The following is a 23990-nucleotide window of genomic DNA, read 5'->3' as shown; positions in this document are numbered from 1 at the left end:
TCATATTATGATCTCTCTATTGTCTACTAGAATTCTATGAAATTCAATTTCGGGATACGTGTGAAAAAAACTTTCTTTCTAGACTATGATTCTTCTAACCATCTATCTTATTTCTCCGATATAATAAAGAAAAAAAGACGGAGGTCACCTCATATGCAAGGAGCCATTGCCTTGAAAAAGAAAATCGTCGTGGTCATCGCGTTTCTTCTTGCTTTGACAACTGCTTTGCCCTTCCATTCGCAGGCAGCTGCACCACCAAAAGAAACAGATGTCATCATCGTCTATAAAAATCAAAAAGGAAAACAGACGGCTATTCAAGAAAGTGAAAAAGTGAACGCTCAATACATACATCTTCCAGCTGTAGCAGTGACAGCAGATGAGCAAGCTGTCACCTCACTTAAAAAAGACCCAAACATCGCTTATGTTTCAAAAAACGTTAGGGTCAAACTCGCTGCTTCTACCGTGAAAAAAACAGCTGCTGCTACTGGTCAGGATGCTTTGGTACAAAAATCTTATAACTTGCAGAAGCTCAATGTAAAGCAAGCAATCAAAGAAGGCGTGACAGGGAAAAATGTGAAAGTAGCCGTTCTCGATACTGGTATTTTCCCACATGAAGATTTAAAGGTAGCCGGCGGTAAATCATTCGTCAATTACACGTCTTCTTACAAAGATGATGAAGGACATGGAACACATGTCGCCGGTACAATTGGGGCGCTCAATAATGATTACGGTACGGTCGGTGTCGCTTCTGGTGTGAAGCTGTATGCTGTAAAAGTATTAGATAAAAAAGGAGAAGGCGACTTATACAGTCTGCTCCGAGGCATTGATTGGGCAATTAGCAATAAGATGGATATCATCAACCTAAGTCTAGCTTTTGAAGATAACATTCCGATTTTACGTTCAGCAGTTGATGAAGCATACAAAAAAGGACTGCTGGTCGTTGCTGCAAGTGGAAATGATGGAAAGAAGAATGGGATTAGTTATCCTGCCGCATACAATAGCGTCATTGCTGTTTCCGCAACGACTGACAAAGACAAACTCGCCTCCATCTCTAATACGGGGAAAGGAATTGAATTTTCCGCTCCCGGCGAGAACGTCATCAGTACCTATTTGAAAAATGAATATTGGTATGCAACGGGTACATCACAAGCGGCACCACATGTCACAGGAATGCTTGCGCTGTTAAAACAGCTACATCCTAAGAAAACAAATGTTCAGCTCCGTACTTTATTGCGCAGCTATACAGTGGATCTTGGCGCAAAAGGAAAAGATCCACAATTCGGCTATGGCCGCGTGCAATATGTGCCGCAGTCAACCTTTTTAAAGGCTGCGACAAGCGCAGTCAAGACAGCCGAAACATCTAAAAAACAGACAGATGTTGATCAAGCCAAAACGAAAATTGGCAGACTCACTGCCAGCAAGCAAAAAACCGCACTCACTGACCGAGTCAAAAAAGTCCAAACAGCCATTGATATTCGTGACGCACGAGCGAAGGTCAAATCAGCTGAAAAAAGTAAAACCCAAGGCTCGATTAAAAGTGCCCAAACGGCTATTAAAAAGCTATCCAAAGGCAAAGAAAAAACAAGCCTGCAAAACCGGCTCGACAAAGTCAAAAAACAAGTCGACTATCAAAAGAAAGTGACAGATGCCAAACAAAAAGTCAAAAAAGCCGAAGCCAAACGAACAAAGAAAACAAAAGCAACCGCTCAAAGTGCGGTCAAACAACTAAAAGCATCTAAAACAAAAACTGATTTACAAAAACGACTAAACCGGATCAAGGTTTGATAAAAAAACGATTCCTTTCAGCAAGGAATCGTTTTTTCTATTTCAACATCTTCTGAAAGAGGGTGTGATGATACTTCCCTTTCGCATCCAGCCTTACTTGATCGAGGATGTGCGCTAACGAATGGATGACATCACGGAGTGCTCGATGAACCGAGCCGTGTTCAAAGGAAGCTAAACTCTCCGGCAGTTCATCTTCATCCAAAACAAAGAAATCACCATTCGGAAGAACGAGTAGATCAATCAATAAATCTTCAAAAACAACCGTCCGTTCTTCAAACCATGTATGTCTGACGATATTCACATAAGAGCCAAGTTCATTGCCTTGATCATCCCGCCAAAAATAGACATTGTAAGGCCGGTCCGTCCAATAATAAGCGGTCGTATAACTCCCTTTTGGAATCGTGACAGTGCCATCACCAGCAACCATTGTAAATGGTTCTTGAATTTTATGAAACAACACGACTTGCTGCTCCTGTGCCTCTAACAGCTGACACGTATGTTCCACAACCTGATCATCGTATTTGATTTTTCTCTCAATGACGTCATCCCAAGAATTTGCATATAGCGGAAACAATCGGTCACAACCCCTTCTGCATCTACTTCTTATTCTAGTATACACTGCTTTCTTTTGAAGAAATAAAGGTTCACTGCTGCTGCCTATGGAAGACATATGGTGAGGTGAAAACAAATGAACGGAATCACAATCATCGAAACCGTAGCAGAACTCGGACAAATCATCTTGGTTTTTTGTGGCTATGCCCTTTACTGGCGGCTGGTGAAAACGAAAAGAGATCGAAAGCTGACCCCTTATGAACATGCGTTGAAATTCTTTGTCATGTTCGGATTAATCTCATGGTGCTTTTCATATATGGCACTGAACGTATGGGTATCATGAGAAAGAGGAAGAGCCCCGTCCATGCAGGACATGCTCTTCCTCTTCTTATACAGCGTGTTATGAGCCAGCCGGCTGTTCTTTTTTGATCACATACTGATAGCTCTTCACATGCGTCCCATTTTGATTCACAAATTCTTTATCAAGTGCCCGTTCAAAGCCCATTCTTTCATATAAACGAATGGCGGCCTGCATTTTATCCGACGTATGAAGGTACAGGACGTTCTCGCCCCACGATTGCGTCAGTTCTATACTTTTACGCAACAAGGACTCTGCAATACCTTTTCCTCTCACATCAGGATCTACCCCTAAAAACCGGACAATCGCTGAAGTAATGCCCATCTCCGGCTTGTCATATGCCTGTTCTGATGATCGGAACATTTGAAGGGTCCCCACGACCTTGCCCTCAAGCTCGGCCACAAGCATCAACTCCATGTTTGGGTTATCTACAGCCGCTCGCAAGGCTGTAGAATAATTTTGCCAGCCTTCCTCTGTAAATTGAGGCTCATACTGTGCGTATGATTTGATCAGCACATGTGTGATCGCCTCATGATCTTCACTCACTGCTTGACGAATGATCAACTCTTGCTGCTCCATGCCAGCACCTCCTGTTTGTCTATGAATGGATATACGTATCATGCAATCACTGCATGCCGATGATCTGATTCTTTTCTCTACTCATTCAATGTAAAGAGTCTTCTTTTAAAGATCAATTATTTTGCACGAAATTTTCTTTGAAAATTTTGATTGAAATGGAAAGCTTGATTCATTATGCTGATTTGAGGACGTATACAAGGAGTGGCATCATATGAATTCTTTATCTTATCCCCAAGAATCGAAAAAAAATCGATTCCTCCTTGCCGCGCTTCTTGGCTCTTTAACAGCCCTTGCACCGCTGGCAATGGATATGTATTTACCTGCTTTACCTAATATCGCCCGTGACTTTGAAGCAAGCACGGCGCTGTCTCAGTTAAGTCTCATGGCTTGTTTGATTGGACTTGCGCTTGGACAGCTGATTGCAGGTCCAATCAGTGATACAGTCGGCAGAAGAAAGCCGCTGATGGTTGGATTGATCATTTTTATTGCGGCCTCTCTTTTATGCACAGTGGTCACATCAATTTGGACATTCATTCTTTTAAGGCTGATTCAAGGACTTGCTGGATCAGCAGGCATTGTCATTGCACGAGCCATCGTACGAGATCATTATGAAGGCTCAGAAATGACGAAATTCTTTGCTTTGCTCATGTTAGTCAACGGAGTGGCTCCAGCAGCGGCACCGATCGTGGGCGGACAAATGTTACGGTTCACGACGTGGCAGGGTGTGTTTGTTCTGCTAGGAATCCTCGGGGCGCTCATGCTTCTAAGATCGATGTTTTCATTGAAAGAAAGCTTACCTGCGGAACGCAGACAGACTGGAGGCTTCAAACAGATCCTAGGTGCGATGAAAATTCTAGCGAGCGATCGACTCTTTGTCGGATATGCTCTTTCGCAAGGGCTTGTCTTCGCCGCCATGTTTGCGTATATCTCTGGATCACCGTTTGTACTGCAGGAGATTTTCAACCTTTCACCGCAGGGCTTCAGTGCTGCCTTTGCGGTGAATAGTCTTGGCATCATCACAGCCGGACAAGTATTTGCCCGCGTTGCTGCGAAAATTGGTGAGGAGAAAGTCCTTCGCATTGGGCTGCTGACAGCTGCTTTAGGAGGCGTCACCTTGTGTGTGATGATCTCTATTGATGCAGGGCTTTATGGCATCCTCATTCCGCTCTTTTTTGTGGTCTCTAGCGTTGGGATTGTCGGCACGTCTGCTCCTTCTCTTGCGATGCAGCATCACGGTGCGCATGCTGGAAGTGCCGCTGCCCTCATCGGTGTGGCACAAATGCTTCTTGGCGCATGCATGACACCCCTTGTCGGCTTAGCTGGAAGCCAGACTGCCTTTCCCATGGGACTGATTATTATGCTCTGTGACCTTGGCGCACTTTGCTGTTATTTTTTCTTTGTTGCCAGAGCGAAAAAAAGACCCGCATAAGCGGGTCGCAGATTGTTGACAAAGGGCTAAAATGAACTTGATTTTAACCCTTTGTCTTCTTTTCAGCGTGATAGAAAACCTTTGCAGCCCTAGGAAGGACGAGCATCGGCGCGGAGCGAATTTGACATTCGTGAGCACCGAAGCGCAGGACTGACACCGAATGCGAGGGTTTGTCTACACGCTGAGACCCGCATAAGCGGGTCTTTCATTTATGGCTTGCTCCAATTGATCGTGCGGAACACATTGTTCTGGTCATTGTTTTGATATGCATCTAGGTCAAAGCCTGAAAGTCCAAAACCAATTGCCATGACAATTCCTCCGGCAACGGTGAAGATGATCCCCCATTTGATGCATTGCTTTTTTAAATCATTCACGTTCATACTCTCACGACCTTCTTTTTAAACATTCCCATGAATGCCTTAGTGGTTTGAACAGTCCCTTGCACAAATAGCTTTGTTAAATACGCCGTGGCTATGCCGCTTAATAATCCGACACCTAATAGAAGAATCCCAACTCCGATCTGCGTCACCACCACATGCAAACCATCCTGAAAAATAAATGGAGAACCAATGATACTCCAAAAACCACCGAGCAAACCAACTAGCGTCATTGTACCTGTCACGAGTGGAACGCACCAAATCACCATATACACAGAAAGAATCAGCAGGAAGACTGTTGCTAGAATGCTGCCCCATAACGGAAAGCCTAAAATGAGGATGGAGAGCCTTGTGGCTTTTTCTCCAAACGTCGGCACCTGAATGGTTTTGATTCCTTGTTCCTTTAAAATCCCTTCAGCAATAATGGCAGGCTGACCGACTTGATGAACTGCCTCCTGTTCACTGTAGCCATCTTCCTGATAATCCTCGATCATTTCATCGTAATACTCGATGAACCGATCACTTTCTTTTTCGCCTAGACGATGCAGGTGCTTCTCTAAGCTGGCTAAAAATTCTTTTTTATTCATTGCCCTGTCCTCCAGAAATAAAGTCGTAAATCGCCATCACTTGATCCCATTCCGCTAAAAATTGCGCTATATGCTCCCGTCCGTTCTTTGTCATCCGGTAGTATTTTCTTAATCGACTGTTATGTTCCTGTGAATAGGTCTCCACATAATTGTTTTGCTCTAACCGCTTTAATATCGGATATAATGTCGATTCTGAAATCTCAATACAATGGGACATATCTTTAATCATTTGATAACCATAGGAATCGCCTTTCTTTAATACCGCCAGTACACAGAATTCCAATAATCCTTTTTTTAGTTGTGCATTCATGTTTACAACTCCTAACTATTTATACTATACAATACATAGTATGGTGTGACAAGAGGTATCTTTTGCAACTTTTCACTCTCAACGTCCCTATAAATTTTCATACAGGAAGTTTCTCTTTCTTCAAGGCTTCACCTAATCAAGATAAATCTAGCGTGTGTCTATTGTAGACAACAAACATACACAGGAACGAATATCATAGAAAACAACTCATTTAATCTCTTTATTTTAAAGGGATAAGCTGAATTTTATGGAATTAAGAAGTTCATTCACAATGGCGTATCCTTATGAACTTCATACTAAGTTTTACAAACACTCAACTCGAATTAAAGTGATGAGAACGGCTGAAAGTGGCTAGTTCTTTTCAACCCAACCAATACCGAATAATGGTAGACCTTAAAAAACGAGGAGCTGATGACCTTGAAAAAAATGTGGAGTAATTATCTCACTTTAGTCATTACACTAACTTTGTGTTATATCGTGTATTTGTTCATCTTCAAACAACCTTTTACCATTACACCCATCATCCTGTTTGTGGTGGGAGCCGCCATTGCTGAGTGTATACGTTTTTTCTTTCTGAAAAGTAACGAGAAAAAAGATGATACCTTGAAAAAATAGTCCCTTAAACATAAGATCACTCAACATATGAAAAGACACCCCCACTTTATAGTGGAGGTGTCTTTTTTCACTTTTTATATATTCACAAATCCTTCTCCAAACACATCACGCACGTCATGGACAACAACGAATGCGTCTCGATCAATTTTCTTAATGATTTTCTTTAAACGCATCAGCTCCTGTTTTTGAATGACTGCATAGAGAATTTCCTTCGATTCCTTCGAATAATGACCGCGACCGTTTAAAATGGTCACGCCTCGATCCAAGGTGTGATTGATTTCTTCTGCAATATCATCTTTGCATGAAGAAATAATCGTCACTGCTTTTTTCGTGTTAAGCCCTTCTATGACGAAATCCATCACCTTAGTCGCCACATACAGCATCACAATCGTAAACATTAATTTTTCCGCACCAATAATAAAGTAAGAAGCAAAAACAACGATCAGATCAAAGAACAAGATGGCGTAGCTCACGTTCCAGTCTAGATACTTATTCGCAATTCGCCCAAGAATGGCAGATCCCGCTGTTGTACCGCCCGCTCTTAAAACAAGACCAATGCCAATACCAATGATGATCCCTGCAAAAATAGAACCAATGATCAATTCATGGACATTCACCACCCATGTAGTGGTCAAATGTAAAAATAGAGAGTTACTTGCGACAGCTACCACTGTGTAGATCGTGGTCTTCTTGTCCAAGTATTTATACCCCACAAGTAATAAAATCGCATTCAACACAAGGTTTGTCAGCCACGGCGCAATCTCAAACATATAGTAGAAAATGATGGACAGCCCCGTTACGCCGCCTTCACCAAACTCAAGTGGAATGACAAACATGTTCACAGCTGCAGCAAATAAAAAAGAACCAACTAGAATCATTGCAATATCTTTTACACATTTTTTCAATTTCTTCTTTCCTCCTTTTCTAAGCATATAAAAAACCCTCTTTCTGCACGAAAGAAGACAGTCGTTGGACAAAATAAAAATCAAAAGACGGCGCCTTTTGATGAAGCTTTCTGAAATGAACCTTTCCATAATATATATCTCTTTTTAGAGGCTGTCAATGACTTGGTTTTCTATTATTTCAACTGTATGTTTATGCACTCAAACCCGCATGTTTTCAGGGTTTTTCCGTCATGTGATGCTTATTCCTCTCCTTGACAAAAACACTTTAGTCATTTAAACTACTGCCTCATATCATATCCATTATTTCCGATCGACAAAGGAGGCTGTTTGATTTATATGAATCCTATTCAAAGCCGTTTACAGGCTCACACACCTTTGATTTTAGATGGTGCACTTGCAACGGAGCTTGAAGGAAAGGGCTGTGATTTAAACGACAGTTTATGGTCAGCCAAAATCCTCATTGAACAGCCAGAATTGATTCAGCAAGTACACTTGGACTACTTCCAAGCAGGTGCTGACTGTGCAACAACAGCCAGCTACCAAACGACGATTGATGGCTTTGCTGAAAAAGGCTACACAAAAGAAGATGCCATCGAATTAATGAAACGATCTGTCACGTTAGCAAAAGAAGCATGCGAGCAGTTTTGGCAGGATGAGACACATCGTAAAGAGCGGACAAAACCATTCGTCGCTGGATCTGTGGGGCCCTTCGGCGCTTATTTGTCTGACGGTTCAGAATATAAGGGAAATTACGGACTCACAGAACAGGCGCTCATTGATTTTCACAGACCAAGAATTCAAGCATTGGTAGAGGCTGGTGCAGATATTCTCGCTTGTGAAACCATCCCTTGTCTCATTGAAGCAATCGCTATCGCTAAACTGCTGCAGGATGAGTTCAGCGGTGTATATGCGTGGATTACATTTAGTGCAAAGGATGGTCAGCACATTAGTGAAGGAGATTTACTTAGAGACTGTGTACAAGCACTTGAGCCATATGAGCAGATCGCTGCTGTTGGCGTAAACTGTACACCGCCGCAATATATGTCTTCTCTTATTCAGGAGATGAAAAAAGGGACGAGCAAACCGATTGTCGTGTATCCGAACTCAGGGGAATTATATGATCCTGAAGAAAAGGTTTGGAGCGGAGATACGTCTCACCATACATTTGGTGAATGTGCGCAGCAATGGTATAAAGACGGTGCACAAATCATCGGCGGCTGCTGCCGGACGACACCAGAGGATATTACCGATATCTTAAAACAGGCAACATCGTAGCATCATGACTCAACACACATACTTCTAAGCAAAAGGGCGGGAAGACATGGAACAAGCAAAAGATCAGTCACAACAATATCAACGAAAAATGACAAGCCGTCACCTGTTCATGCTTTCTTTAGGTGGCGTGATTGGCACAGGACTCTTTTTAAGTTCAGGATATACGATCAATCAGGCCGGACCTGCGGGAACGATTTTGGCTTATCTGGTTGGGGCATTAATTGTGTACCTCGTGATGCTCTGTTTAGGTGAACTGTCTGTCGCAATGCCGGTTACAGGCGCTTTTCACACATATGCAACAAAATACATTGGGCCCGGCACTGGCTATACAGTGGCTTGGCTTTATTGGCTGACATGGACCGTGGCACTTGGTTCAGAATTTACAGCGGCAGGTCTTTTAATGCAGCGCTGGTTCCCAGACACATCGGTTTGGATGTGGAGCGGTGTTTTTGCGCTTCTCATCTTTTTACTCAATGCTTTTACAGTTAAGTTTTTTGCAGAATCGGAATTTTGGTTTTCTAGCATTAAAGTCATGGCTATTATTCTCTTTATTATTCTTGGCGGAGCGGCGATGTTTGGATTGATTCCACTAAAAGGCGGTGAGGCCGCTCCGTTCTTCTCTAACTTCACTGGAGATGGAGGTCTCTTCCCAAACGGCTTTTTACCGATTTTAATGACCATGCTGGCTGTTAATTTTGCTTTTTCGGGTACTGAGCTGATTGGGATTGCTGCGGGCGAAAGTGTCAATCCAGATGAGACCATTCCCCGGGCGATTCGCACGACTGTGCTACGTCTTGTCCTGTTTTTCGTCGGAACGATCGTGGTCTTAGCCGGCTTAATTCCAGTAGAAGAAGCCGGGGTGATCAAAAGTCCTTTCGTTGTGGTATTTGATCGCATCGGTATTCCGTATGCGGCAGATTTTATGAATTTTGTCATTCTGACAGCGATTTTATCTGCTGCAAACTCAGGGCTATACGCCTCATCTCGCATGCTATGGTCCCTTTCTGAAGAACGGACACTGCCTAAAAAGCTGGCAAAATTGACGTCAAAGGGAATTCCTTTGAATGCACTCATTTTGAGTATGATTGGGGGCATTCTCTCTTTGCTATCGAGTGTCATCGCACCTGAAACGGTGTATCTGGTTCTTGTTTCAATCTCTGGACTCGCCGTTGTTGTTGTATGGATGGGAATTGCAGCTTCACAGTTCATGTTTCGCAAAAAATTCTTACAGGATGGCGGACAGCTTCATGATTTATCTTTCCGAACCCCGCTCTATCCGGTGGTTCCGATTGCTGCCTTCCTCCTATGCCTTGCATCTGTGATCGGCATTGCTTTTGATCCAAATCAGCGTATTGCTCTTATCTGCGGTATCCCTTTTATCGCACTCTGCTATGCTGCCTATTACGTGACAACATGGATTCAGAAAAAACGAGAAAAACCTGGTGTATAGCACCAGGTTTTTTGTTTGTTCCAAAAAAGGATATCACTAGAAAAACAAAGACATTTTGGTATATGATAGGAATCTATGATTTTCAGGATGAATCAAGGGAGCTGTCGTTAATATGGAAATGACCATTACAAGAGCATTAAGTGAACTGAAAATGTTAGATAAAAGAATCAGCCGAACGATTGATGAAGCAGTACTCGGTGGTTTGATCATCGGGAAACATATACAGAACGGATTTCAAAATCAAGAAGAAGTAGAAAAAAAGGCAAAAGCAGATGACCAATCGATTCAAGCATTAATCAAACGCCGAAATGCCATTAAATCAGCCATCGTTGTGTCGAATGCTACGACAACGATTGAGGTGGCGGGTGTTAGCATGACCGTAGCAGAAGCCATTGAACGCAAGACATCCATAGATTACGATATTCGTTATTTACGAAAATTAAAAAAGGTCTATACAGAGCTGGTTGACCAGTCAGAACAAATCAATGAAGATGTGAAAAAGAGACTGGATCAACATTTAGAAACACTATTTGGGAAAGACGGAAAAACACAAGCCGCTGCCAACCAAGAGATCGTCAAGTCATTCCTAGCTGAAAATGAGGCGGCGATCATTGACCCTCTTCGTCTTCGAGTGAAGATTGAACAGCTTTCGAAAGAGATTGAAGATTTCCAAATGGAAGTGGATTTCTCCTTATCAGAAAGCAATACCTTGACAAAAATACAGATCGACTAGTCGATTTTGTTAGTGAGCCGAAAATCGATAGGACTAAACACCTCCGAGGGAAAGGTCATTCCCTCCTCATCTGATGATCATCTTAGGATGATCCATGATAAAAGCTCAAAGCTGAACGTTCAAAGCTGAAAGCTCAAGTATTCAAAGTTCTTATCCATCAAAGCTCAAGATGTAAAGCTCAATGCTCGATCGAATCTGGGAGAAACGGCTCTTGAGTGTTTGTTTAGCGACTCTTTCGGTTGCCGCCCAGCAGGTTTGCTAACAAAAAGAAAAGGATGTCACTAGCTGACATCCTTTTTTCTATGAAAACGACAGGGCTTGCGCCAAGTCGCATCTTCTAGCAGATTAGTAACGTGATGTATATGCCAAATGGTACACACTTGTCACATTTGAAGATAGCGTGATGTCGTTTGAAGTGAAAGTCACTGGAACGATATCGTAGTAATGTGTAGACCAGCCTGCATTATTGTATGTACGGTAGCCTGCACCTGCAGGAACTTGAATCGTTAGTGAAAATTGTCCATTCTCGTCTGTTGTACCTGTCGCTGTTTGAGCATATGATTTGATTGCTGCTTCAAAATAAAGCTGAATTGGCTGATTCGCCATGAGTTGACCACTTGTGTCCTTTAATGTTCCTTTAAAAGTAGCTGGATAATATGAACCTACACGATATTTACTGCCAGAACCGTAATTGACCATACCACCGTCTGCTGCTGTGACGCCTGTTACTTGTACGGATGCTGGTACTGCTCCTGTTTCCTCTGCATGTGCAAAGCTTGGGAAAACGAGAAGCAATGATAGAAAGAAAGCAAACATGATTTTTTTCATCGATAAATCCTCCTTTTTTTCCTACTATATTACTATCGACAGTTATTGTCATTTTTCCAGTAAAAAACAAAAAACTTCCCTTTTTATTCAAAAGGGAAGCTACAAGACTATTTTTTCACAACAACTTTCACTGCTTTACTTTCTCTTTTTCTCACATCTGAAGCCGTCACATACAAGACAGTTTTGGCTTTTTGCGGCTTGATTTTAGCCGTAAATGCGCCTTTGCTATTGGTTTTGACCGTTTGAATGACTTTCTTTGATTTGTTCTTCACCTTGATCGTCAAGCCTGCACCCGCAGTTCCTTTGACCGTTTTACTTTTCACTGTTACTCGATTCACCTTTGGCTTAGCTGGCGCTTTGCCCTTTTTCACGACCGTTTTGAGCGAAGTCGCAGCCTTTCCTTTTGATATCTTGATGTGAAGCACTTTATTTTTGTTTTGATGCTTGATCTTCACACTAAAGGTTCCCTTTTTGCTTGCCGTGCCTTTTCCAAGCAGGGTTTTGCCTCTATACACAGAAATGGCAGCGCCGGCTTTCGCCTTTCCTGTCACCTTTTGATGCTGATCTTCTACTTTGTTAACTGATGCGTTTAATTCAACAGCACTTAACGCGGCAAAAGCATTGAGTCTGCCATGTCCTGTCATCCAGTCGATACCCGGAATTTTCGGATCAACAACAGGCTCGTCATATTCATCATAGAAAATGTCATCTGTTCCATCAACAGCTTTAAATGAAATATCATCCGCTGTATTTTGTAAAATATTTCTCACTTGATTTGGTTTCAGGGTTGGATTTTTAGAAAGCAGTAATCCTGCTGCTGCTGCAACATACGGTGTAGCCATTGATGTCCCGCTCAGGTATGAAACATTCCCATCAGGCATTAAGCTTGGGATATCAGACCCTGGTGCAGACATGCTTAATCCTTTCCCATAGCTTGAGAATTCAGCGGCAATATCCATGCGATTGCTTGCACCAACTGCCATGGCGTACTTGGAAGTCGCAGGATAACCCATTTCTGGAATGCCATCGTTTCCGCTCGCCACTACCACTAATACGTTTTTTTGTGCAGCATAGTTCATCGCATATTCAATGACCTTGCTGTAGTAGCCGCCAAGGCTCATGTTAATGACCTTTGCACCTTTGTCCACTGCATGTTTAATGCCAAGAGCAATTTGCTCTGTATCTCCATATCCATACGCATCCAGCACTTTGACTGGGATGATTCCTGTATGTTGATTCAGCCCTGCCATGGAGTAATGATTATCGGCTTTTGCTGCAATGATACCTGCCACATGGGTACCGTGGCCATTGTCATCAATTGCATCTTTATTACGGCCAATCAGATTGGCACCTAAGTCTGTACGAACCGTTCCGCTTAAATCAGACAAACGGCTGTCGACACCTGTATCCACAACAGCGATTAACGTTTGCTTCATTTTGCTTGTACCAATCAATGTATTCATTTGTTCAAACTTCACATCAGCGCCTTTTTTCCCACTGTTTTGGGCACTATTTTTCAGCGGCCACTGATAACCATACTGCGCGTCATTGCTGAGCGCACGATACGTTTGTACAGGCTCTGCAAATTCAACATTCGGCATACTAGAAAGCTTTCTCGCCGTGCTTTTGATCACAGCTTTTCCTGCTTTAAGCGTTTTGCCTGCTGATTCTTTCCCTGCCGGTACATCATAAACATACATTCCTTTAAATAAAGGATTTACTGACTGAGATGTCACACGGTTTTCTTGAATTCCGTAGCTTTTCATCTTCTTTTTTGCGGATTGAAGCGTTTGTCCATCCTTTAATTTAAAGATGATTTTGTTTGTGTTGACCTTTTCTTCTGGAACAAGCTTTTGTTTCTCTAATACATAACCGATCGATTTTCCTTCAAGCTGATCGATTCCTACTTTTTGCCCCACTGTTTCTAATTCCTTTTTTAAATAGGCTGGACTTGCCTCTTTGAGCATATCAAAAAGGGAACGGATCGCCTGTTGCTCTTTCTCTGTGACGATATGACCGCTGAATGCACCATTTTTCTCTACGTCATTCAGCAATGATTTTAATGTCAGCAAATGATTGTACACCGTTTGCTGCTTTTTTTGATTGTTGATGAGTTTAGATTTGAGAAACGACTTTGTTTTTTGTAGCAGACGTGTCAGCTTCTGACCATCGGCTGTTTCATTGAATCGTTTGTCTTCGATCGTACGAATGGATTGAAGAATTTCACGTCCATGCTTTTTCTCAATAATGATGATCGTTGGCTCTTCTTCTTCAGGGAAAATCGGTTCAGATGGCGGAAGATTCGCACCTTTATACCCGATTGTATATGCTGCATCCTCTTCCTCATCACGGCTATCTTCCTCTGAACCTAAATACAGCACTTTGACATAGTAAGGACCTGACCATGCATGCGGGAAGTTGATTTCTGTCTCTCCACTTGCTGTGTCCACACGATATCTCGAATAAGTGTCATCCTTTATCGCTCTATCCTTACTTGGGTAGACCGATACAGATAACACTTGTTTGCTTTTGACAGAAATTTGCATATGTGTATGTTTTACCACATCATCTGCAGATGGCGTAATTTGGTACCATGACTCTTCTTTTTCATTCTGTAATGTACCTGAGATGACTTCACCATCTTTCAACCCAATGGCTTCATTGACACTTGTGCCTTTACTAACTGCTGATGCTTCGTACCCAGGTAATACAGCCATACATAGAATGATGGCCATGAGTACAACTACACAGGATTTGACCTGCTTTTTAAACATGAAAAGACCCCCTTATCTTTTACAATACCTTGGAAGAATATCACAGAATCCTTTTTAGTAGAATCTATTTTTGACATAATTAAACTCGTTTTAAGCTAGGATTTGAGATATTCAGATGACTAGTCTGTTCGCTTCATAAACTTTTTGCCATTTCAAACGGAAAATGATGCTATTTAACCATGTCGAAAAGTACATTACAATCAAATTGTAAGCGCTTAACAAACAAGAGAGAAGGGATCAGCTTGTTCCAAAAAGATCATGTTTTTACACAAGTAAACGGTCGATCAAAGAATGAGATTTTACAATACATTTCCGAGAAAGCTGAAGACCTTCACATTACAAACGATCAGTCAGGGTTATTAACAGATTTGTTGAAACGCGAAGACGAAGTCTCAACAGGACTTCAGCAAGGTTTTGCGATTCCTCATACAAAAAGCTCTGCTGTTCAAACGGCTTCACTTCTCTTTTTAGAACTTGAACAACCCATTGAATGGGGAAGCTTCGACGATTTGCCAACAAGCTATTTATTTACACTGCTCGTTCCACTTGAAGAGGCCAATGTCACACACCTCAAATTACTGTCTGGCATTGCCACAAGTTTAATGGAGCCTGCTTTCATCGAAAAGATTCAACCCGGTCAAACAGCAGACTATTATTACGAAGTCATTGAACAACAATTGAAAGAGGGGATTACACAATGAAAATTGTCGGTGTCACTTCATGCCCAGCAGGGTTAGCTCATACACCAATGGCAGCAAAAGCATTAGAGAATGCGGGTAAACAGCTTGGACACGAGATTAAAATCGAACAACAAGGAATTATGGGACAGGTGAATGGCATTACAGCAGAGGAAGCCAAGCAGGCAGACCTTTGCATTATCGCCTCCAATCAGCATATTAACGACGCTGAACGCTTCTCAGGTATTCCTACTGTTCGTGTCGAAATCGGACGCGCCCTAAAAAATGCCGAGCAAATCATCACAAAAGCCGTTGCGCTGGTTGAAAAGAAAAAATCTGAATCCCAATAAACAAGAGCAATGCCATATAGAAAGGAGCAAAGCAGAATGAAAGCAAAATTAAAAGTCATTGAAGGCCACCTCATGACCGGTATTTCTTATATTCTTCCGGTGATCATCGGAGCTTCACTTATCGTTGGTTTAGCCAAACTAGTCGGGTTAGGTTTTGGTGTGTCAGATTTAAACGCCTATAAAGATGCAGGCGGCATTTTACATGGTGCCTATTTGATGGAACAGGTTGGCTGGACAGGCATTGGCTTAATGAACGTACTGCTCGCTGGCTTTATTGCCTATTCGATTGCGGATAAATCTGGTCTTGCGGCCGGCTTTATCGGCGGAGCTCTTGCCAGCTCAACAAATGCTGGTTTTATCGGCGCCGTCATTGCAGGTTTCTTTGCCGGATATGTCGCTCTCTTTGTGAAAAGAAAAATTCAAATTCAAGGCTCTGCAGCTGGACTCGTCCCTCTGCTCATCTTACCGCTCATTACTGTTGGCTTAACCGGACTTCTCATGTCCGTTCTGCTAGGTGGGCCATTAGGGGCTTTGAACACCGCATTAATTGAATGGATCAAAGGCATGGTCGCAGATGGAACGAGCACACTCGCACTTGCTCTCATTCTAGGTGCAATGATTGGCTTTGACCTTGGCGGCCCAGTGAATAAATCAGCTTGGATGGCTGGTAACGCGCTCTTCCTATCAGGTGTCTATCTTCCTGCCATTCTCGTCAATATCGCGATTGTCATTCCGCCGCTAGGATACGGGCTTGCGACATTGATTCGAAAACGCAACTTCTCTCCTACCTTCAGAGAAGCCGGACGAGGCGGCCTTGTGATGGGGATTATCGGGATTACAGAAGGAGCCATTCCCTTTACACTCGTCAATCCTTTGAAATTGATTCCGCTGAATGTCGTCGCTTGTGCTGCAGGAAGCGGGGTTGCTGCCTTATTAGGTGTCCATGACATCATGCCGCCAATTGGTGGACTATACGGATTCTTCTCAGTAGGAAACTGGTGGGCGTATTTAATCGGCGCACTAACTGGCGCACTTGTTATTGGAATTGGCGCCAACCTACTTGTGAACTTCTCTGAGAAAAAAGAACCCCAAAAGCCAGAACATGATCAGAAGCAGAAAGAAGAAGATGATTTTGACCTTGTGCTAGAAGGATAATTTGAACAAAGAAAGGTGTCGTTACACAATGACTGTCAATGTACATGTGATTCCACATACTCACTGGGACCGGGAATGGTATTTTACCACCTCCCGCTCCCGTATCTACTTAATGAAAAGCGTAATGGACATATTGGACACCCTCGAAACAGATGAACGGTTCCATTACTTCATGCTCGATGCACAAGCATCCTTGCTAGATGATTACTTGAAATGGCGCCCAGAGGATGAAAATCGAATCAAACAGCTCGTCACAGCAAAACGCCTCATCATCGGTCCGTGGTATACACAAACGGATCAGCTCGTTATTTCTGGGGAATCGATTGTACGGAATCTGCAATATGGGATTGAGCGCTGTCAGCAGTTTGGACATGTCATGAAGGTCGGTTATGTCCCTGATTCCTTCGGTCAATCTGCACAAATGCCTCAAATTTATCAAGGCTTTGGAATTGTCGATACAGCCTTTTGGCGCGGCGTTTCTGATCATATGACGAATCACACAGAATTTAATTGGCGCGGGGCGGATGGCAGTGAAGTGTTTGCAGTGAATCTGCCATTTGGCTACTACTACGGAGGAAATATTCCTGAGAAGGATGAAGACCTGCAAGCCTTTCTTTCTGAAAAAATCGGGGCGCTGCAAGCAAAAGCTACGACCAAGAATGTCTATTTCCCAAATGGCTTTGACCAAGCGCCTATTCGTAAAAACCTGCCTGACTTATTAGAAAAAGCCAATGAAATAGACGAGCACCACTATCAAATTAGCAGTTTAGAAGACTACATTGCAGCAGTGAAAAAAGAGCGGACTTCTTTTGAGACATTAGAAGGAGAACTCATTCATGCCAAGCATATGCGAATTCATAAGTCCATTTTTTCAACAAGAGCAGATTTGAAAATCTTAAACAACCAAATTGAAAACTATCTTGTCAATGTGATGGAGCCGATCCTTACAATCAGCTATTCACTCGGACATGACTATCCGCATGACACGGTACGTGATATTTGGTACCTCATGTTTGAAAATGCAGCGCATGACAGCATTGGTGGCTGTAACAGTGATACGACGAATCAAGATGTCTTCTTCCGCTATAAACAGGCAAAGGAAATCGCCGAGAATCTTGTGGACTTACACATGCGTCTCATCGCCATCCGGCTTCAAACTGAGCAAGAAATCACGTTCACTTTATTTAACACACTGCCTTCAAAGCGCTCTGAAGTCATTGAAGTCGAAACCTTTATCACAGAACGTCCATTTACACTAAAAGACGCTGATGGACGAACTCTTCACTACACAGTCAAAAGCAAAACCGATGTGACAGATTATGTCTTAGCACAGCAGATTTCACTTAACCCAAGCAAAGAAGTGTACATGCCAAAGCAAGTATGGAAAGCTGTTTTACTCATTGAAGCAGTCGACTTGCCATCCGTTGGTTATACACAAGTCAGCATGGTTTTCGATGAATCTAGTGAATCCATTTTGGAAAAAACAGAAGGCCGTGTCATTGAAAATACGTTTTACCACATTACAGCAAATGACAATGGGTCATTAGAAATTACGGATAAACAGACTGGACGAACGTTCTCTGAGCAAATGATCTTTGAAGACAACGGAGATGATGGGGATTCTTATAACTATTCACCACCGCGCGAGGATCTGTATGTGTCATCCAAGGATCTTTCTTCGACAGACATCACAGTGTCTAAAAGCGGCTTGCAAGAAGAGCTCACCATCCAGCTTACTCTCACGGTTCCATATGACTTAGAAGAGCGCTCTCAGCAAGCAGTCACGACTTCTCTCCCGATTACAGCGAAGGTGGCATTAAACAAAGATGAGCCTGTCATCCGTTTTCATGTCGATGTCGACAATCATGCGTTAGATCATCGTCTGCGTGTCCTCTTTGATACAGGTATCGCATCAAAAGTATCATTGAGCGATCAGCAGTTTGGAACCATCGAACGCCCAACTGAGCTCACGCAAGAGCTTGAATGGTGGAGCAATGAACATTGGGAAGAAAAACCGATCACCATTGAACCGATGCAATCCTTTACTGCACTTCGTGATGAAGCATACGGTGTCGCGCTGTTGACGGACTGCGTGAGAGAATACCAGATCACAGGAGAAGACTACACAACGATCGCGTATACACTCTTCCGCTGTTTCGGAAAAATGGGGAAGGAAAACCTTCTTTACCGTCCCGGCCGGGCTTCTGGAGAAAAAATCGTGGAAACACCTGATGCCCAGCTTCAAGGATCGCTATCATTCTCCTTTGGCATGCACTATAGCCAAGAAGCGGTAAGTGAAGGACACTTGGCTCAGCTTGCTAAACGTTACACCACCCCGGTTCAGTGCTACGAGCGGGCAGACTTTTTAAACGGTCGTTTAATTTTCTCTTTCCGAGATGAAAAAGAAGACTTACAATCTACTTATAGCCTGCTTGACATTGAGACAGACGGGGTCGTTCTAAGCGCTTTGAAAAAAGAAGAACATGGAACAGGCATTGTCATTCGTCTCTTCAATCCATATTTAACACGTCAAACAGCCGCTTCAATCAATAGTTCATCTCTACAACATGGAGAAACAGCGAATTTAGGCGAAACACCTGAAGGACATATACTGAAAGCACAACATGGATCATTACACATTGAACCGCTCACACCTTGTCAGGTACAAACCTACATTGTAAAGAAAAAATGAACATGTAGGGGCGGGATCCATTTGGATTCCGCCCCTCTTTAATGGAGGGCATTGATCATGCGAATTGGAGGCATCGAAGCAGGCGGTACAAAATTTGTCTGCGGCTACGGAACAACAGACGGAACGATTGAACATATGACTTCCTTTGCAACAGGGAACCCAGAAGAAACATGCCGGCAAGTGATCGAATACTTTACAGAGCATCCAGTTGATGCGATTGGCATAGGCGCATTCGGACCTGTCGATGTAAAAGAACACAGCCCAAGTTATGGGACGATTCTCGAAACACCCAAAACAGCTTGGCGCCAATTTCCATTACTCTCAACCTTAAAACAAGCACTCGGTCTCCCTATGAAGCTTGATACGGATGTGAACTGTGCGGCGCTCGGTGAAGCTCGTTTTTCAACGGAAACAGACAGACCAAATTCCTTGATCTATATCACGGTTGGGACGGGAATCGGTGGCGGTGCCTATATTGAAAACCGCCTCATTCACGGACTGCTTCATCCAGAAATGGGACATATCACCGTTCAGCGCCACCCTCATGACACCTATGGGGGCTGCTGCCCGATCCACCATGATTGTTTAGAGGGATTGGCATCTGGACCTGCCATAGAAGGCCGCTATCATACATTGGCACAAATGCTGCCAGAGGAGCATCCGGCCTGGTCACTTCAAGCTTATTATCTTGGGCAAATGACCGCAAATTTATTACTCACCCTTTCACCAGAACGCATTATTTTGGGTGGAGGTGTCATGAAACAGCCGGCCTTGCTGCCGCTCATCCTTGAAGAAACAGACAAACGCCTTCATGGTTACTTACAATTACCAAAGCCATTAAATGAAATCGTCACAAAGCCTTCCTTTGACGGATTATCTGGTTTAATGGGAGCCATCGCCCTTGGAGCTGATGCCTTAAAGGAACAAGGAGCGGCGCAATGATGATGACGGCAGATACTCGAACCTACCAGCTCATTCAGCGGCTATTTGAAACGAAAGGGTTCGTGAAGCTGGAGGAGCTCACTGCCTCTTTTCGCTTATCTGACCGCTCCATCCGCAATTTAATCAAAGAAGCAAATGAGCTGTTAACGCAAGCTGGAGCCATGATCAAGACCATCCGCGGGAAAGGGTATACGCTCTTAACAAGTGACCAAGACGCTTTCCTGCTTTGGCTTCATCAGCAAAAGCTTCCTGCTCGCTCTCTCGTTCCCGTCATGCCAGAAGAGCGCATACGATTTATGATGAGAAAACTATTGCTTCAATCAGACTACTTAAAAATTGATCAATTAGCAGAAGAATTGTTCATCAGCCGTATGACGGTCAGCAGTGATTTAAAAAAAGGACGGGAGCTGTTAGCCCGTTACGGTATGACCCTTGTCTCAAAGCCTGGATTTGGCTTAAAAGTAGACGGAGACGAATTGCAAAAAAGGACGTGCTACGCAGACTTACTGCTTGAAGAAGAACCCGCCCTATCTCATATAACTGAGCGGGAACAGCTTCATTTCCCTGACATTTCACTCGAAACCATTCGATCCATTGTGCTGACAAATCTATATCAAGAATCACTGCTCATTAAAGATATTGCCCTAAAGAATTTAGTGATTCACTTAGCGATTGCCATTCAACAAACGCAAAAAAAACAGCGGATACCCGCCAGTACCACTCACACACAAAGACCGCCAGTGTTAACAAGAATCGCTCAAAAGATCACTCATCAAATAAGCGACACGTTTCATGTCACCTTATCAGAGGATGAAACAGATTACTTGGTGATGCATCTCTTAGCGAATCAAACGTGGAAAGAAATCGATGAGCACCAAACAACAGAAGAAGTACGTCAGGCAGTGACACGATTTCTCCAGCACATTGAAAAAACAAGCGGTCATCGTTTTGTAGATGACGATATCCTGCGTCAAGATTTGATGCTGCATATGAAGCCATTATTAAATCGAATTCAATACGGCGTGTCTTTACAAAATCCGCTTTTGCATGAAATCAAAACATCTTACCCTTATCCGTTTGATTTGGCCGTCAGCGGACTCAATGCCTTACAGCTGGTACGGACGCCAAATGAAGATGAAGCGGCATATGTTGCCTTACATATTGCTGCTTCATTTGAAAGAAGTCATCTTGACACCTCACAAAAAAAGAGGGCCATTATTGTATGCGGATCTGGACTAGGAACGGCACGGCTACTTGAAATTAAATTGAAGGCGGCCTTTCAACATGAGCTTGAGATTGTTGAGCTTTATTCTTATCAGGATTACGCTTTTAGCACGACTTTGCCATGTGATGTGATTATTACAACCGTACCTCTCGCACCAAAGGGGAAACCAATCATTCAAGTGAATGCTTTTTTTGAACATCATGATGTCCAGCGTGTGAGTGAGGTCATTCACCTGTTAAACGGACACGGTGCCCCTTCGCAGGAGCTGATGGCTTTTTTCCAAGAACGATTGACCTTGTTGGATGTGGACCTTTCAAGCAAAGAAGAGGTAATAGATACTCTTTGCAGCCGGCTGGAGGGGTATCAGCTTGTTTCATCTTCTTTTCGTTCCTCCGTGCTGGAGCGGGAGCAAATGTCATCGACCTATCTTGGCAAGGGGATTGCAATGCCTCACCCGCTCATCACAAATGAAGGCACCTCCTGCGTGGCAATTGCACGATTGAAACAGCCAATTGATTGGCAGGGCGATCAAGTATCTCTGATTTTCTTGTTAGCCATTCAGAAAGATGACGCTGCCTGCATGAATCAATTTTTTGAACAAGCTGTCGATTTATTAGACAGTCCTGACCGCCTTCACTCCTTGACACATGCAAGGACATTTGATGAGCTAATGCATGTCCTGTTTCAATAGCACAAAAGGCCGCCCAAGTGAAATCGGGCGGCCTTTTATTCATCTATTCCTCACATACGAATCAATCATATATGACATTTTTTCCTTCTTCCCTTAACTTTTTCAACGACGTCAGCATATGGTTGATTTCTTCATCGGAATGTCTTTCCCAAGCACCTAATTCTGCGACAATTTTCAAAGGGGATTTCGATCGATAGGAACGGGTCGGGTTACCGGGAAATTTTTTGTCAGTCAAATTCGGATCGTCTTCAAACTCGCCTGTCGGTTCTACAACATAAATTCTCTCTTTTGCATCAGACCGGGCTAATTCAGCTCCCCATTTGGCTGCGTTTAATGTTCCAGTAAAATAGATGTGGTTCGATTGTTTATCCTGATAGTTGGATAAATGCAACGGTTCAAGAAGGTCCCCAATCTTCAATTCCGCTTTCGTCCCATGAAAAAACGGCCCAGGATCTAAAACATCTTTCTTGTCATTCATACAGCCACATCCCTTATCGTTTTTGACTTGCGTATAACAGTATACGGGCTGATGCGGGCGGAAAACAGTCTATAAATGAGATGAAATTCGGGGTATAATGATAGTAGAGAGTAAGATGTGATCGGACATAGATGATTGATTGAACCTCCTCTATTCGGTCATCTTTTAACAATCTTAGTGTTTTTTCGTAATTCCTTTGCAAGATATTTGTTGATGTTGATAGATGACGCAATAAATAAAGTGATTAACTATAAAGGCTCTATGACAAATATTGTCATAGAGCCTCCTCTTTAGCTAGGTACATTGCTATTCTTTTTTTGCTTTTTATAAAGTAGATTATCACTGTAATTATAACTACGGGTATCACCACAATTAAACCAAATGTCACATTTGTATTCCAAGGCATGTTACGATCTAGTTCATGTTCTGAACCTGAATGGATTGGAAAAATCCACTTTTATATACCAATAAAACCAATTATTGTATTTATTTTCATTTTATAGGAGGACTTTTTAATTAATGTACGAATTTAATATATTGTTAGTGAAAAAATTAATTAGGAGTGATTAATTATGTCTATTAAAAAAGTACTAATTACCTCTTCGTTGGCTGTGGCGTTACTTGGAAGTTCTATTCCTGCTTTTGCTACTAGTCCAGTTACTACAAGTTCTAATCAAAATGTAAGAATAACAGATGATGCCTCAACTAAGGCGAGTTTCACAAGATATATTTATGGCCAAGATTTTAACGCTTTTCCAACTTCATTTACTGAAGACAACTTACTATGGATTCTTCAGCAAAGAGTAGATATGGGAGACGGCTGGTGGCGTGCTGAATATAAAGCCACATTTTAAACGGCTATGATTTGAAGAACTCACTAACCTTACATGATTAGTGAGTTTCTTTTCCGCAGGTATTTTTTACTTTTTTATGTTTCATGGCTTATAAAATAAATTTTCTTTGATTTATTATTTAAAAAAAAGGAAATTTCTCATTGAGTCCAACAAGGACAAAAACAAGAATACCTTCCACAGCTGACAGCGTCACAATCAATCCGTGGTTCATTGGGTGTTCCTTCGCAATTAATTTCTGACCAATATAGTTTAAAGCATAAAAAAGAAAGAACAATAAGAAAAACAAATAAAGGATCGTCATCATCTACATAACCCTCTTTCTTATAATGGATAATAATCCAATTTTTACAATATATCATTAGACTAACA

Annotated in this window: 23 protein-coding genes; 13 read left to right on the top strand and 10 right to left on the bottom strand. The window is 42.6% G+C overall.

Annotation, left to right across the window (positions count from 1 at the left end):
• The first annotated feature begins 171 nt into the window (after positions 1-171).
• Positions 172-1785: a S8 family serine peptidase gene (locus NSQ17_RS01580; RefSeq protein ID WP_235123200.1), complete on the top strand. Its 1614-nt coding sequence runs from the start codon at positions 172-174 to the stop codon at positions 1783-1785.
• Positions 1786-1822: 37 nt separating this feature from the next.
• Here the strand turns inward: NSQ17_RS01580 and NSQ17_RS01575 are convergent, their stop codons facing one another.
• A complete protein-coding gene (locus tag NSQ17_RS01575) occupies positions 1823-2359 on the bottom strand; it encodes a DUF402 domain-containing protein (RefSeq protein WP_039166435.1) in 537 nt (178 codons plus the stop codon).
• A gap of 114 nt (positions 2360-2473) precedes the next feature.
• On the opposite strand from NSQ17_RS01575, the gene NSQ17_RS01570 reads away from it, so the two are divergent.
• A complete protein-coding gene (locus NSQ17_RS01570) occupies positions 2474-2680 on the top strand; it encodes a hypothetical protein (RefSeq protein ID WP_024719027.1) in 207 nt (68 codons plus the stop codon).
• A gap of 57 nt (positions 2681-2737) precedes the next feature.
• On the opposite strand, the gene NSQ17_RS01565 is transcribed toward NSQ17_RS01570, so the two are convergent.
• Entirely contained in the window at positions 2738-3274 is a 537-nt protein-coding gene (locus NSQ17_RS01565; protein WP_058336302.1) for a GNAT family N-acetyltransferase, read from the bottom strand.
• A 211-nt stretch (positions 3275-3485) separates the two neighbouring features.
• Here NSQ17_RS01565 and NSQ17_RS01560 point away from each other — a divergent pair, with 211 nt between their 5' ends.
• On the top strand, positions 3486-4703 hold the full coding sequence (locus NSQ17_RS01560) for a multidrug effflux MFS transporter (protein WP_060832035.1): 1218 nt from the start codon (positions 3486-3488) through the stop codon (positions 4701-4703).
• Positions 4704-4912: 209 nt separating this feature from the next.
• Here the strand turns inward: NSQ17_RS01560 and NSQ17_RS01555 are convergent, their stop codons facing one another.
• From NSQ17_RS01555 to NSQ17_RS01540, 4 genes are all read right to left on the bottom strand, one after another.
• Positions 4913-5083, bottom strand: coding sequence for a hypothetical protein (locus NSQ17_RS01555; RefSeq protein WP_162835678.1), 171 nt, complete (start codon positions 5081-5083; stop codon positions 4913-4915).
• On the bottom strand, positions 5080-5667 hold the full coding sequence (locus NSQ17_RS01550; protein WP_072367545.1) for a DUF1700 domain-containing protein: 588 nt from the start codon (positions 5665-5667) through the stop codon (positions 5080-5082). The genes NSQ17_RS01555 and NSQ17_RS01550 overlap by 4 nt, the downstream gene beginning before the upstream one ends.
• A complete protein-coding gene (locus NSQ17_RS01545; RefSeq protein ID WP_008342169.1) occupies positions 5660-5977 on the bottom strand; it encodes a PadR family transcriptional regulator in 318 nt (105 codons plus the stop codon). The genes NSQ17_RS01550 and NSQ17_RS01545 overlap by 8 nt, the downstream gene beginning before the upstream one ends.
• Positions 5978-6666: 689 nt before the next feature.
• Positions 6667-7497 carry a YitT family protein gene (locus tag NSQ17_RS01540; RefSeq protein WP_025206673.1) on the bottom strand — a complete coding sequence of 277 codons (831 nt, stop codon included), beginning with the start codon at positions 7495-7497 and terminating at the stop codon, positions 6667-6669.
• Between the two features lie 336 nt (positions 7498-7833).
• Between NSQ17_RS01540 and mmuM the strand changes: the two genes are divergently transcribed.
• From mmuM to NSQ17_RS01525, 3 genes are all read left to right on the top strand, one after another.
• The gene (gene mmuM / locus NSQ17_RS01535; protein ID WP_342467765.1) at positions 7834-8772 is read left to right on the top strand and encodes a homocysteine S-methyltransferase; all 939 of its coding nucleotides are present in this window, start codon (positions 7834-7836) and stop codon (positions 8770-8772) included.
• A 46-nt stretch (positions 8773-8818) separates the two neighbouring features.
• On the top strand, positions 8819-10222 hold the full coding sequence (gene mmuP / locus NSQ17_RS01530; protein WP_024719033.1) for an S-methylmethionine permease: 1404 nt from the start codon (positions 8819-8821) through the stop codon (positions 10220-10222).
• Positions 10223-10334: 112 nt separating this feature from the next.
• On the top strand, positions 10335-10955 hold the full coding sequence (locus NSQ17_RS01525; protein ID WP_144668299.1) for a hypothetical protein: 621 nt from the start codon (positions 10335-10337) through the stop codon (positions 10953-10955).
• Positions 10956-11300: 345 nt separating this feature from the next.
• On the opposite strand, the gene NSQ17_RS01520 is transcribed toward NSQ17_RS01525, so the two are convergent.
• Positions 11301-11783, bottom strand: a complete 483-nt coding sequence (locus NSQ17_RS01520) for a hypothetical protein (RefSeq protein WP_007498435.1) — start codon at positions 11781-11783, stop codon at positions 11301-11303.
• Between the two features lie 107 nt (positions 11784-11890).
• Positions 11891-14557: a S8 family serine peptidase gene (locus tag NSQ17_RS01515; protein ID WP_342467764.1), complete on the bottom strand. Its 2667-nt coding sequence runs from the start codon at positions 14555-14557 to the stop codon at positions 11891-11893.
• A 242-nt stretch (positions 14558-14799) separates the two neighbouring features.
• On the opposite strand from NSQ17_RS01515, the gene NSQ17_RS01510 reads away from it, so the two are divergent.
• Genes NSQ17_RS01510 through NSQ17_RS01485 form a run of 6 tightly spaced genes read left to right on the top strand, consistent with a single transcriptional unit; the run spans position 14800 to position 22289 of the window.
• Entirely contained in the window at positions 14800-15258 is a 459-nt protein-coding gene (locus tag NSQ17_RS01510; RefSeq protein WP_024719036.1) for a PTS sugar transporter subunit IIA, read from the top strand.
• On the top strand, positions 15255-15584 hold the full coding sequence (locus tag NSQ17_RS01505; RefSeq protein WP_007498438.1) for a fructose PTS transporter subunit IIB: 330 nt from the start codon (positions 15255-15257) through the stop codon (positions 15582-15584). Before NSQ17_RS01510 ends, NSQ17_RS01505 begins: the two co-directional genes overlap by 4 nt.
• A gap of 36 nt (positions 15585-15620) precedes the next feature.
• On the top strand, positions 15621-16739 hold the full coding sequence (locus NSQ17_RS01500; protein WP_017358746.1) for a PTS fructose transporter subunit IIC: 1119 nt from the start codon (positions 15621-15623) through the stop codon (positions 16737-16739).
• Between the two features lie 28 nt (positions 16740-16767).
• Complete coding sequence (gene mngB / locus NSQ17_RS01495; protein WP_285528974.1) at positions 16768-19431, top strand: mannosylglycerate hydrolase; 2664 nt, start codon at positions 16768-16770, stop codon at positions 19429-19431.
• Positions 19432-19488: 57 nt separating this feature from the next.
• Positions 19489-20373: an ROK family protein gene (locus tag NSQ17_RS01490; protein ID WP_058336297.1), complete on the top strand. Its 885-nt coding sequence runs from the start codon at positions 19489-19491 to the stop codon at positions 20371-20373.
• Positions 20370-22289, top strand: a complete 1920-nt coding sequence (locus NSQ17_RS01485) for a BglG family transcription antiterminator (RefSeq protein ID WP_342467763.1) — start codon at positions 20370-20372, stop codon at positions 22287-22289. The genes NSQ17_RS01490 and NSQ17_RS01485 overlap by 4 nt, the downstream gene beginning before the upstream one ends.
• A 61-nt stretch (positions 22290-22350) precedes the next feature.
• Here NSQ17_RS01485 and arr read toward each other — a convergent pair whose 3' ends face one another.
• Positions 22351-22767 carry an NAD(+)--rifampin ADP-ribosyltransferase gene (gene arr, locus NSQ17_RS01480; RefSeq protein ID WP_041508172.1) on the bottom strand — a complete coding sequence of 139 codons (417 nt, stop codon included), beginning with the start codon at positions 22765-22767 and terminating at the stop codon, positions 22351-22353.
• A gap of 572 nt (positions 22768-23339) precedes the next feature.
• Here arr and NSQ17_RS01475 point away from each other — a divergent pair.
• Positions 23340-23621 carry a hypothetical protein gene (locus tag NSQ17_RS01475; RefSeq protein WP_025206666.1) on the top strand — a complete coding sequence of 94 codons (282 nt, stop codon included), beginning with the start codon at positions 23340-23342 and terminating at the stop codon, positions 23619-23621.
• Between the two features lie 118 nt (positions 23622-23739).
• Here the strand turns inward: NSQ17_RS01475 and NSQ17_RS01470 are convergent, their stop codons facing one another.
• Positions 23740-23925 (bottom strand): hypothetical protein, encoded by a 186-nt coding sequence (locus NSQ17_RS01470; protein ID WP_058336295.1) that lies wholly within the window; start codon positions 23923-23925, stop codon positions 23740-23742.
• Positions 23926-23990: the final 65 nt, after the last annotated feature.

This window comes from Bacillus sp. FSL W8-0629, assembly GCF_038593225.1.
In the GTDB taxonomy this organism is placed as follows: Bacteria; Bacillota; Bacilli; order Bacillales; family Bacillaceae; genus Bacillus; species Bacillus altitudinis.
Note: the sequence above shows the minus strand (reverse complement) of the source record. Positions and strands in the feature narration are given on the sequence as shown.